The following is an 11986-nucleotide window of genomic DNA, read 5'->3' as shown; positions in this document are numbered from 1 at the left end:
CTCGCCGGCCATGCCGAGAAAGTTGGGTGCGCCGTCGATCAGCCGCACATCCACCTGAACGTATCGCGAGCCGGGCGTCTTGAGCGCCACAAAGTCGGCGATTTCGGCAGGCGAGGCGTTGGGCTGTTCCTTGCGGGCGTAGATCGCCGGATATTGGGCGGCGAGCGCGCCCAGAGCGTCCTGCAGTTCTGGTGACCGCAGGACAGCGTAGGACTCGTCCAGGAGGGATGCGAGCGCCCGGCGCTCACCGACGCTTTCGGTCCCGTGGAGTTCACGGAACGGGCGGTCGATATGGGCCAGATCCTCCGACCGGTTCGACCACGCCGCCCAGGCCAACATGGCGAGCGGGATCGCGATGGCGATTGGCCAGCGCGCCCAACGGCTGTCCAAGGTTCCGGCTTAGCCCGCCGTCACAGCCAGATTGTCCCCTCGACCCAGGGGATCGCGCAGCTTGCCGCCGGACGGCACGAACTCCAGGCTGACGGAGTTGATGCAATAGCGCAGCCGGGTCGGCGGCGGGCCGTCGGGAAAGACATGGCCTTGGTGGCTGCCGCAGCGGGCGCAGAGGGTTTCGATGCGGACCATGCCATAGGACGTATCGCGCACGCCGACGACATGCGCTTCATCAAACGGCGCCCAGAAGGAGGGCCAGCCCGTGCCGCTCTCGAATTTGGTCTGGTGGCGGAAAAGCGGGAGCGCGCAGAGGCGGCAGCAGTAGACCCCGTCGTCCTTCTGATCGAGCAGGCCGCCACAGAACGGCGCCTCGGTGCCGTGGTGCAGCAGGACCTCGGCTTCCGCTGGGGAAAGGTCGGCGGCCAGTCGCTTGCGTTCCTCAGCGGAAGGCGGCGAGAGGGAAAAACCGGACGGGGACGTTGTCGCTTCGCTCATGCCCGCCAATCTAAGGGCGCGCCATTCCAAGCGAAAGATGAGAGACCCTAGACATGATGATCATCTCAACGACGCCCGAGGTTCCCGAAGGCAGGATCGCCAAGACACTGGGTGTCGTCACCGGCGAGGCCATCATCGGCGCGCACATCTTCCGCGACATCTTCGCGGGCATCACCAACATCATCGGCGGCCGGGCCGGCGGCTACGAGAAGGCGCTGCGCGAGGCGCGCGACATCGCGCTCCAGGAAATGGAGCTGGACGCCCGGGCGCTGGGCGCTGACGCCGTCGTTGGCGTCGATCTCGACTATGAATCCATGGGTCCCGATGGCGGCATGCTGATGGTCACCGCTTCGGGAACAGCTGTGAAGCTAACCTCATAAAGGCTCGAATGTTCTCAAAAATCCTGATCGCGAACCGGGGCGAGATCGCCGTCCGGATCATCAAGACCTGTCGCCGGATGGGGATCGCCACGGTGGTGGTCTATTCCGAGGCGGACGCCGATTCCATGGCCGTGGAGATGGCCGACGAGGCCGTCTTCATCGGCGGGGCGCCGGCCTCTGAGAGCTATCTGGTGGCCGACAAGATCGTCGATGCCGTGCGCAAGACGGGCGCCGAGGCGGTGCATCCGGGCTTCGGATTTCTCAGCGAGAACCCGGGCTTCGCGCGGCGGCTGGCGTCGGAAGGGATCGTGTTCATCGGTCCAAACCCCGGCGCGATCGAGGCGATGGGCGACAAGATCGAGTCCAAGAAGTTCGCCACCAAGGCCAAGATCTCGGTGGTGCCGGGCCATGTGGGCGAGATCGACGACACGGCGCACGCGATCCGCATCTCCGAGGAGATCGGCTATCCGGTGATGATCAAGGCCTCGGCCGGGGGCGGCGGCAAGGGCATCCGCGTGGCCTGGAACCGCAAGGACGTGGAGGAGGGCTTCCCGGCGGTTCGCTCGGAAGCCAAGTCGAGCTTTGGCGACGACCGGATCTTCATCGAGAAGTTCATCGAGAGCCCCCGGCACGTGGAAATCCAGGTGCTGGGCGACAAGCACGGCCATGTCGTCCACCTGTTCGAGCGGGAGTGCTCGATCCAGCGACGGAACCAGAAGGTCATCGAGGAGGCGCCGAGCCCCCTGCTCGACGAGGCGACGCGCGCCGCCATGGGGGCCCAGGCCGTCGCGCTCGCCCGAGCCGTCGGCTACGACAGCGCCGGCACGGTGGAGTTCGTGGCCGGGCAGGACAAGAGTTTCTACTTCCTGGAGATGAACACCCGCCTGCAGGTGGAGCATCCGGTGACCGAGCTGATCACCGGGATCGATCTGGTCGAGCAGATGATTCGGGTGGCGGCGGGCGAGCAGCTATCGTTCGGCCAGGACGACCTCAAGATCAACGGTTGGGCGATGGAAAGCCGGATCTATGCGGAGGACCCCTATCGCGGGTTCCTGCCTTCGATCGGGCGGCTGGTGCGTTACAGTCCGCCGGCGGAGGGCGCCGTGGGCGAGGCCGCCATCGTGCGCAATGATGCGGGCGTTCGCGAAGGCGACGAGATCTCGATGTTCTACGACCCGATGATCTCGAAGCTCTCGACCTGGGCGCCGACCCGGGACGGGGCCATCGACGCGATGGGCCGGGCGCTCGAAGACTTCCATATCGAGGGTCTGGGGCAGAACATTCCGTTCCTGGCGGCGGTGATGGACCAGCCGCGGTTCCGCTCAGGCAAACTTTCAACCAACTACATCAAGGACGAGTTTCCGGAGGGCTTCCAGGGCCTGACGCCGACCCCGGAGCAGCGCGATCTGATGGGCGCCGTAGCGCTGGCCATGCACCGCATCCTGACCCGCCGCGCGGCGCCGGAGCTGCTACGGGACGACTGGATCGTGGTGACGGGCGCGGATCGCCGCGAAGTGCGGGTGAGCGCCAGCAACGGCGACGTCACGATCGAAGGCGGTGATGGGCGAACCCTGCGGCTTGAGAGCGTGCGCTGGCGGCCGGGGCAGCCTGTGTTCCGCGCCAGGGCGGATGGCCGCGATGTGTCGTTGACCGTGAAGCCGGCGGCGGAGGGTTTTGTCATCCGCCACCGGGCGACGACGTCGCATGTGCTGGTGCTGACCCCGCGCTCGGCCGACCTCCACGAGAAACTGCCGCCCAAGAAGGCGGCGGACACCTCTAAGATGGTGCTGTCGCCCATGCCGGGGCTGGTGGTCTCGATCGATGTGGCGGCCGGTCAGCAGGTGCGCACCGGCGAGACTGTGGCGGTGCTCGAAGCCATGAAGATGCAGAACATCCTGCGGGCCGAGCGCGACGGCACGGTCAAAGCCGTCAGCGTCAAGGCGGGGGACAGCGTGGCCGCCGACGAGGTTCTGGTGGAGTTCGCCTAGTCCGCGACCGCGTTGGCCAGGATGAAGCCGGCGCGCTGCTCGACCGGTCCAGTCGGCACGACCAGGGGCTGGTAGCCGAGCCTAGGGAGCATCGTCACGATCGAGCCGAAGGTGGCCTCGGCCTCCGGCCAGTCCTGGCGGCGCTCGGCGTCGGTTTCGTAGATTTCGCGCCACGGCGGCAGGACGAACACCCGGGCGTTGTAGCGACGGATGCGGATCGCTTGGATCAGCTCGGAAGTCGGAGTCGCGCCATTGGCGCCGTACATGTCCATCAGGCCGCGGTCGAAGAAGACACCGCGGGTCTCGTTCGCCAGGGCGTCAAAGTCGGCGATATCGCGCGCAGTGGTGAGGGCGACGAAACGGTCATTGTCGCGCCAGGGAACGCCGTCGCCGCGGGCGGCCAGTTCATCGCGGATCACGGCGCGGGCGTTCTCCGGTGCAACCCGCTCGCCCAGCGCGGCGAGGTGATCAACCAAGGTCGCCTTGCCGACTCCGGGGCCTCCGGTGAGGACGAAGAAGTTGGGCTTGTGGGTGAGGGGCATCATTTCGCAGGTCATGGCCCGGCTTGTCCGGGCCGCCTATTGCGCGCCGCCCCTCGCGAGAAGCCGCCAACGCCCAGTGCAATGGGTCCCCCGGACAAGCCGGTGGATGACGACTTGAGTGGCCGTCAGGCTGGGGGACAGCCTTCGAACTTGCCGACTTTCACCGCTGTGAGGGTGGCGAGGTTCAATGGCTTGATGGGCTTCATCGAGGCCGCGCCGTGGCCGGTGAAGAGGTCTACCTTGTTGCCGCGGATCGCGCCGCCGACATCAGATGCGTACCAATAGCCGTCGTGGGCCTGCCCATTTGGCATCGGGAGACCCACGGTCTCGCGAATGAAAACGATGGTTCGGCGGGGAATGACGTTGCGATCAACCGCCAAGGTGCGCATCGGCACAACGCGACATCCCAGGCTGTCCAGTACGCCCACGCCCTTTGCGCCAACATGATAGAGCGTCGCCTTGACGTTGAACACGCCGGAGCCGGGAAGGGCGCCGGAGACCAGCGAGGTGAGCAGGTCGCCCACAGGGTCTGCGGTCGTGGCTTGCACGGCCGGTGCTAGGGTCAGGGCGGGCAGAAAGGCCAGGGCGGCGAGGCGGCGTCGCATGGACGGCGTCTCCTTCGTCGTTAACTGGAGCGCCGGTTCCTACCCGCTGAGGCGCGCAAGGGCAACCCTGCGGAGGCGCTCTCGACAGAAGACGGGTGGAACGTGCAACTTGCGGGCACAAGGGAGAGGGCGGGCGCAAGACCTGCTCGGAGGAGGCTGGGTGATGATTCGGAAGCTGATGGCGCTTGCGGCGTTCAGCCTGCTGGGCGCGACGCCGGCGATGGCGCGGGATGTGGGCGGGGTGGCCTGTACGACCCCGCAGGTGGCGCGGTGCGTCGGCGAAGCGTGCATTCCGGCGATGGCCAATCTTGGCAATGGGACGGACGCCAAGACGGGTCGCCAGTATTTCCTGGACTATCCCTGCGACCTTAAGCCCGGCGAGAAGGTCACCTTCATCCTCAACATCCATGGCGCCGGCGGCGTCGGGAACTGGCAGCGGCACTACTTTCCGGCGGTGGACTATGTGAACAAGCACCGGCTGGTCATCGCCACGCCGACGGCGGCGACGGCCAACCCGGTGCGGCGCTGGGTGGCGGAGGCGGACGATGCCCATCTGCAGAACATTACCGATCAGGTGTTCGCAGCCTTCGGGGCCAAGAACATCAGGGCGATGTGGCTGGCCGGCCATAGCCAGGGGGGCTTCACCTCAAACCGCATCGTCTGCACCGACTATTTCAAGGCTCGGGTGGATGGCTGGCTGAGCCTGTCGGGCGGGCGGATCGGCGCAGCACCGTTCGTTTCCGCCTTCGGACCGCCGGGACCCGGCGGCGCGCCGCCAGCGCCCCGGCCGCCGGGCTCGGGCCCGCCGGGGATGGGCGCTGCCCCGCCCGCCTGCGATTTCTCCCACATCTTCGCGATCGGCGAGTACGAGATCAGCGCCCTCCCGGAGACCTCGCCCTGGGCCGAGAAATACGGCTGCGCCCCGCGCGTGCGGCGCGAGGTGGTCGACGAAGCGCCCGGCTATGTCTGGGACTACGCGCGCCATGGCTACAAGGTCTGGGGCATGAAGGCCGGGCCGGGGACGGCCGAGGTCTTCGAGTATCCGAAGTGCAAGGACGGGCGGGTGGTCGCCGACGTGGTGCGAATCGACAAGGGCCATACCGAGGGCCTGGAGCCGAAGGTCACCGAGGCGATCGTGAAGCTGATGGTCAGCGCCAAAGGCGGCAAGGCGCGCGCTCTGCCTGCCGCGGATTGAGGGGGTCAGGTCCGCCGCGTCTGCGAAACAATCGCGAAACGTTGATCGGCCACATTTTGGGTTCGAACTGGGAGGCTTCCGTCATGCGCCGCAACGCTACGGCCATCACTACCATTCTTGGCGCGGCTCTGCTGACCGCAGGCTGCGCCAGCGACACGGCGCCCAATGCGCTGGCGGAGGGCGCTCCGGCTGCGGCCTCGACGCCGGCCAGCGTCGACAACTTCATGCTGGTGGACGCCAATCTCGCGGCGCACGAGCTTTACAGGATGGGCGACGCTGCGGCCGTGGTGCTGATCACCCAGGCCAATGGCGACAAGGTGCTGCACGGGCTGGCCGGCAAGGTCAACGCGCTGGCCGAGGCCTATGGCGCCAAGGGCGTAGAGGTTCTGCTGATCAACTCCAGCCTGGCCGATCGTCGCGAGGCGGTGCTGGCTGAGGCGGAGACGGCCGGCCTGAAGCCGCCGATCCTGCTGGATGTGAACCAACTGGTGGGCGAGAGCCTGGGCGTGACGCGCTCAGCCGAGGCTATCATCGTCAACCCCAAGACCTGGACGATCGCCTGGCGCGGGCCGGTGGCCGGCGCCGCGGCGGCGCTGGACGCGATGATGGCCGGACGCGCGCCGATGGCCGCCAATGGCCCGCTGGGCGCGGCCATCGCCTTTCCTGAGCGAGGCAAGGACCATGCGCGCATCAGTTTCGTAAAGGAGGTGGCGCCGATCCTGGAGGCCAAGTGCGTGGCCTGTCACCAGGAGGGTGGGATCGGTCCGTTCGCCATGACCAGCTATGAGATGGTCAAAGGCTTCTCACCGATGATCCGCGAGGTGATCCGCACCGACCGCATGCCGCCCTACAACGCTGACCCGCATGTCGGGAAATTCAGTGATGACAAGAACATGAGCCCGGCCGAAATCAAGACGCTGGTGCACTGGATCGAGGCTGGAGCTCCGCGCGGCGAAGGCGTGGATCCCCTGAAGGTCGCCCGCCACGTCGCGCCCGAATGGCCGCTGGGCAAGCCGGACCTGATCCTCAGCATTCCCGAGTACAAGATCCCCGCTTCCGGCGTCGTCGACTACCAGCGGCCGATGACCGTGAACCCGCTGACCGAGGGCCGTTGGATCCGCGCCAGCACCGTTAAGCCGGGCGACCGCCAGGCGGTGCACCATGTGCTGACCGGCTGGATGAAGGACATTCCGGCCGACGGGCGATCCTCCGAAATGCGCTGGCGCGGCTCGGTGGGAGGCTATGCGGTGGGCGCGGAGTCCAACGTGTTCGCCGGCGACGTCGGCACCTTCCTGCCGGCCGGCGGGGCGGTAGGCTATCAGATGCACTACACGCCCTATGGCAAGGAGACTGTCGATCGCACCCAGATCGGCATCTATTTCCGTGACGACGCGCCCAAGTACATGATGCGCAGCGTGGTGGTGATCGACACCTCCATCGCCATCCCGGCCAATGCGGCGCGCCACAAGGAAACCGCCTACGTCGAGTTCCCGAATGATGCTCTGCTTTATGCGGCGTTCCCTCACGCGCATTACCGGGCCTACGCCAACGACCTCTGGCTACAGACTCCGGACGGCAAGAAGACGCTGCTGCTCAGCATGCCGCGCTATGACTTCAACTGGCAGCGGTCCTACACCTTCGCCGAGCCTGTGCGGATTCCGGCTGGCTCGCGGGTGATCGCGAACTACATCTACGACAACTCCAAGCGGAACCCGGCCAACCCGGACCCCAACATCAAGGTTACCTGGGGCGAACAGAGCCACGAGGAAATGCTCTTCACCTCGCTGCAATTCCGGTGGCTGGACGAGACGGCGGCAAGCCAGATCGACTCCGAGGCGCGGCTGGCTCCGACGCGGTTGTTCGGCATGATGGACGACAACCTCGACGGCCTGCTTCAGAAGTCCGAGCTTCGCGGCCAGATCGGCAACATGCTGAGCGGCTTCTTCGCCCGGATCGACCTGGACTCCAGCGGCGGCATCGACAAGGCCGAGTTGGCCAAGGCGCAGGCGCTGTTGCCCCAGCGCCGGCGCGGCTCTCAGGCGGCGAGCGATGGGCCGAACGAGAACACGCCCCTGAGCTGAGTTGAGGGCCGGGGTCCGGAGGCATCGAGACACCTGATCGCCGCACGGCGATTCACCATTGCGTGTTGGGCCAATGCGGTTTCAACATAGCTGTGTCGGTGTCTTCCGGCGTCGGCCATGTCGGCTGCCGTCCGAAGTGGATGCAGCCGACGGCGTCGACACGGGGCGCTCCTGGGGGATTGTGATGGGGCCTACCGTGGTTCGGTGGAGCGCCTTGGCGACGTTTGCGTTCGCCATGGCGCCGGTTGTTGTGCATGCTCAGACTGGAGCGCCAACGCGCGAGGAGTTGAATCCGGCGCGACGCGCGACGCCTTTGGCGCCGGCGCCGGATCTGTTTTCGAATCCTGAGGCCGGGCCCTGTCCACTGGCGGAAAACCCGGCGGCGTTGACGGTCACCGCAGTCAATCTGCAAGGCCTGGAATCGGTTCCGGCGGAAGCGCTGGCGCCGGCCTATGCGCCCTTTTTGAACAAGGCGGGCGGCGACGCTTCGGACCTTTGCAAGATCCGCGACGCCGTGGCCGATGCGATGTTCGAGCGGGGCATCCTGGCGCGGGTTGAGATTCCGGCCCAGACCATCGACGGCGGCGTGGCGACCATTGAGGTGATCGAGGCCAAGATCGCCAACGTGAATGTGCGGGGCGATCCAGGGCCGGCGGGGCCGGTGGTGGAGCGCTACGCGGCCAAGCTGCGCGGCATGGCGCCGTTCGATATGCGCCGGGTGCAGCGCTACATCCTGCTGGCGTCTGACATTCCTGGCCTCAAGGTGCGGGCCTCCGTCCGGCCGAGCACGACCGGGGCGCGGGGCGCGGTGGATCTTGATCTGGCGGTCGAGCGGGACGCCGAGGAACTGACGATCAACGCTCAGAACCTGCAGTCGAAGTTCACCGGCCGCTGGGGCCTGCTGGGCCGTTACGACCTGAATGCGCACGGCAAGGCCGGCCAGCGCACCTCGATGGTGCTCTATCGCACGATCCGCAACGAGCAGTGGGTGGCGCAAGGCACGCATGAGCGCCGCCTTGGTTCGGAGGGCGCGGTCGTGCGCGCCAGCGTGGCCTATGGCGAGAGCCGGCCCGGAGCGGGACTTAAAGCGTTGGGGCTCAAGAGCACCAACGTGGTGGTCAATGTGGAAGGCGCCTATCCGCTGCTGCGGACGCGGCGGGAGAACCTGTGGGTTTCCGCCGGGATCGAGGTGGTGGAGCAGGACACCAAGATCGGGCCGGCCAAGCTGATCAACGACGACCTGCGCCAGCTATTCCTGAAGTTCGAGGGCGATCAGACCGTCTACTACGGCTATCGGCCCATCGTGCTGCGCGGCCAGGCCGGCGCCCGGCAAGGGTTCGAAGGGTTCGGCTCATCGCGGGCTGGCGACCGCACCCTGTCGCGCGCCGACGCCAAGCCTGACGCCTGGACGCTGTTCGCCGAAGGATCGGTGGATGTGCTGGTCACGCCACAGTGGACCGTCCATGCCGAGGTGGCGGGCCAGTACGCTGACAAGCCGCTGGCCGCTTATGCGGAGTACGCCTCGGGCGCACTGACCATAGGGCGGGGTTATGACCCGGGCTATGTGACCGGCGACAAGGCGCTGGCGGCGAGCCTGGAGGTGCGGGGCGGACCGTTTCAGCCCTGGGCCGGCGCGACGTTCAGCCCCTACGCTTTCTTCGATGTCGCGCATGTGAGCGACAACGACCGGGGCGGGGCGAACCAGACGCTGAAGTCGGTGGGTTTCGGCGTGCAGACGCCTTTGCGGGACAATTGGGTGCTGGACGTGGGTTATGCGCGCCCGCTCGACAAGCGCGCTATCGCCCGAAGGAAGCCAACGGACCGGCTGACCTTCAACCTCACCACGCGGTTCTTCTGAGGGCATGGCCATGGATCGCGCATCAGATCTCGCCCGCATGTTACGGATCGGGGTGTCGGGGCTCGTGCTGGCCTGGGCCGGGGCGGCGCAGGCGCTGCCGGTGTTCAGCGGCAACGCCCAAGCGAGCGGTGGCGCAGGTGGCCTTCCGGTGATCCGCACCCTTGGGCCGGACCTGGTGACGGTCGACCTCAATGCGCGGCGGACGATCATCGACTGGACGAGCTTCAACCTCGCGCCGGGCGAAACGGTCTCCTACGCCTCGTTCCTCAACCAGAACATCGTGCTGAACCGGGTGGCGAATGGCCCGATCAACATCAATGGTCTGATCAGTTCGGCGCTGAGCGATACGTTCCCCCTTACCCAACCGGTGACGCCTGGCGGCAATGTCTGGTTCTTTTCGCCTCAGGGGGTGATCTTCGGGCCCAACGCCCGGTTCGTCGGGGGCGCCATGCTGGCCACCAGCGCGGCGGTGAACACGACACAGTTCCTAAACGAAAACGTCTTCGGGATGGACTTCACCGGGACCGGCAACGGAGGGCCTGTCACCGTCGCGGCCGGGGCCTCGTTCACCGGACTCGGACACCTGGCGCTCATCGCGCCGGTGGTGACGACCGCAGCGGGATCGGTGTTCAACGCTGGGGATCGGGGCACCGTCTTCTACGGCGGCGTGGACAGCTACCGCATCAACTTTGTGGCCCAGCCGAACGACGACCTCGCGTTCTTCGACTTCATCGTGCCGGCCGGCGTTGCGGGAGGCTCGGCCGCGGCGACGCCGCTGAACCTCGCGGGGTCGAGCACCGGCGGAAACGTCATGTTGGCCGCGATCAGCCGCTCAGGCCTGGGTGGCCTGCTGATCAATGCTCCGGGTCTTCTGACGGCGGCTTCGTCGGTCAACAATTTCGGCCAGGTGATCCTTTCGACCGGCCGCAACATCATCAACACGCGCATCGAGACGCCGGTGGCCGGCGCCCAGACCGGCGATGCGCGGGTCGGAACCATCGACGCAAGCGGTAATGTGGGCATCGCCCTGACCGGCGCCAGCGGGGCCGGCAACCTGACCGCCGATCGCATTCGGGCGGGGCAGCTGGTGTTCATTGCGGCCAACAACATGACGCTCGGCCCGGGCGGGGTTTCGACCGGCGACCGGAATATCAACCTCGGCAACCTGTCGCTGAATGTCAGCGGCGTCGTGAACATCCCCGTGGTGACGGCGCGGACCGACATCGACATTTTCAGCACCCAGTACCAGTTCAACGGCTCCAACGACCTCGGGCCGGCGCCTGTAATCCGATTGGGGACTGTGAACGCCGGCGGCGCCTTCAATCTCACGATCTCACGGACCACCGACATCACGTCGCTGACCACCGGCGGAGATGCGCGGGTGTTCGCCAGCGGCGCGATCAATGTGGGTCGGGCTTCGAACGGAGGGCTGCTCCGGATCGGGACCAACGACGCCATCACGCTGGGCCAGGCAACGGCGCGTGACTTCGACATCCGCTCGCTCTTTGGGGTCACGGCCAACGCCCTTACCGCCGCGACCAGCATTTTTGTTGGCACGGGTGGACCAGGGACGCTGGCTTCGGTGAGCGGCGCCTCGCTTCGATTTGAAACGCCGACAGCGCAACTGGGGACCGCGACCATCTCGGGCGACGCCGTCGTCCGCGCCAACGAGTTCAACCTGACCGGCGCGCTGACGGCGGCGAACTTCACCCTGGAAGCGGCGAATGGCGCCCTGAGCGTCGGCGGATCCGGAGCCGGACTGACCGATGCCGAGTTCCAGCGCATCCGGGTTACCGGCGCGGTCAATCTATACGGCGGGGTGACGATCCCGACCGTCAACGTGCCGACCCCGGTCTATGACGATGTGACGATGTTGGATCTCTCTGTGGATCCGACGCGGGTTCCCCGGCTGAACGTGTTTGCGCACAACTCGCGCAATGTACGCGTCCGGGGGACTGTGCGGCCGACAGCCACGGGCGGGGCGGTTCGCATCGGGGATGCGACGGCGAACAGCATCTGGCTGCCGGATCAGATCGGGATCAGCGGGTCGCTGGGCTCGGCGAGCGGTGATGCGCTCCTGGGCTTCACCGATGTGCGGGCGTTCGGGTCGGTGGAACTTCGGGCGCGGCGCAATGTCATGCTCGGCTCGACCCGGTTCCTTGACCTGGTGGACGACACGGACCCTGCGGCCATCGACATCGCGGCTGGGCTGCCGTTGGGCGTGGCGCCGCTGCCGGATGAGGTTGGCCGACTGTTTGTCGTGTCCGGCTCGCTGACCATGGGCGCCAGTGAGCGGATCGTGCAGCAGAACACAGGAGCGCTCGGCGAGGAACGCGGCTTCTACCTGACTGGTGAAGGTGTCTCGCCGACCGCGCCGATCCTGAGCGTCGGCGGGGCGCAGGTGGTCGATTTGTTCGGAACGCTGAGGGTCGGCGAGGTGCTGCTCTCG

The 11986-nt window shown here is 66.8% G+C and carries 10 protein-coding genes; 6 read left to right on the top strand and 4 right to left on the bottom strand.

Translation table 11 applies throughout. The features are described 5' to 3' along the window. Both ACIQ3R_RS09365 and msrB read right to left on the bottom strand, forming a co-directional pair. Positions 1-390, bottom strand: a 390-nt coding sequence (locus tag ACIQ3R_RS09365) for a hypothetical protein (protein ID WP_397417684.1), incomplete at its 3' end; no start/stop codon positions are given. Positions 391-399: 9 nt separating this feature from the next. Beyond that, entirely contained in the window at positions 400-888 is a 489-nt protein-coding gene (gene msrB / locus ACIQ3R_RS09360) for a peptide-methionine (R)-S-oxide reductase MsrB (RefSeq protein WP_397417682.1), read from the bottom strand. Positions 889-941: 53 nt separating this feature from the next. Between msrB and ACIQ3R_RS09355 the strand changes: the two genes are divergently transcribed. Together ACIQ3R_RS09355 and ACIQ3R_RS09350 are read left to right on the top strand one after the other, a co-directional pair. After that, on the top strand, positions 942-1268 hold the full coding sequence (locus tag ACIQ3R_RS09355; RefSeq protein ID WP_397417680.1) for a heavy metal-binding domain-containing protein: 327 nt from the start codon (positions 942-944) through the stop codon (positions 1266-1268). A gap of 8 nt (positions 1269-1276) precedes the next feature. Beyond that, the gene (locus ACIQ3R_RS09350) at positions 1277-3256 is read left to right on the top strand and encodes an acetyl-CoA carboxylase biotin carboxylase subunit (RefSeq protein WP_397417678.1); all 1980 of its coding nucleotides are present in this window, start codon (positions 1277-1279) and stop codon (positions 3254-3256) included. On the opposite strand, the gene ACIQ3R_RS09345 is transcribed toward ACIQ3R_RS09350, so the two are convergent. Together ACIQ3R_RS09345 and ACIQ3R_RS09340 are read right to left on the bottom strand one after the other, a co-directional pair. Next, the gene (locus ACIQ3R_RS09345) at positions 3253-3813 is read right to left on the bottom strand and encodes an AAA family ATPase (RefSeq protein WP_397417676.1); all 561 of its coding nucleotides are present in this window, start codon (positions 3811-3813) and stop codon (positions 3253-3255) included. The genes ACIQ3R_RS09350 and ACIQ3R_RS09345 overlap by 4 nt on opposite strands. Positions 3814-3923: 110 nt before the next feature. Continuing rightward, entirely contained in the window at positions 3924-4403 is a 480-nt protein-coding gene (locus ACIQ3R_RS09340; protein WP_397417674.1) for a 3D domain-containing protein, read from the bottom strand. A 163-nt stretch (positions 4404-4566) separates the two neighbouring features. On the opposite strand from ACIQ3R_RS09340, the gene ACIQ3R_RS09335 reads away from it, so the two are divergent. The 4 genes from ACIQ3R_RS09335 to ACIQ3R_RS09320 all read left to right on the top strand — a co-directional run. Beyond that, a complete protein-coding gene (locus ACIQ3R_RS09335) occupies positions 4567-5598 on the top strand; it encodes a hypothetical protein (protein ID WP_397417672.1) in 1032 nt (343 codons plus the stop codon). A gap of 83 nt (positions 5599-5681) precedes the next feature. After that, entirely contained in the window at positions 5682-7679 is a 1998-nt protein-coding gene (locus ACIQ3R_RS09330) for a hypothetical protein (protein ID WP_397417670.1), read from the top strand. 214 nt (positions 7680-7893) lie between these two features. Then, positions 7894-9537: a ShlB/FhaC/HecB family hemolysin secretion/activation protein gene (locus ACIQ3R_RS09325; protein WP_397417668.1), complete on the top strand. Its 1644-nt coding sequence runs from the start codon at positions 7894-7896 to the stop codon at positions 9535-9537. Between the two features lie 10 nt (positions 9538-9547). Continuing rightward, the coding region (locus tag ACIQ3R_RS09320) for a beta strand repeat-containing protein (protein WP_397417666.1) at positions 9548-11986 on the top strand (2439 nt) is incomplete at its 3' end.

It is taken from the genome of Phenylobacterium sp. (genome assembly GCF_044371015.1).
Lineage (GTDB): Bacteria > Pseudomonadota > Alphaproteobacteria > Caulobacterales > Caulobacteraceae > Phenylobacterium.
This window is presented reverse-complemented; position numbering and strand designations above follow the sequence as displayed.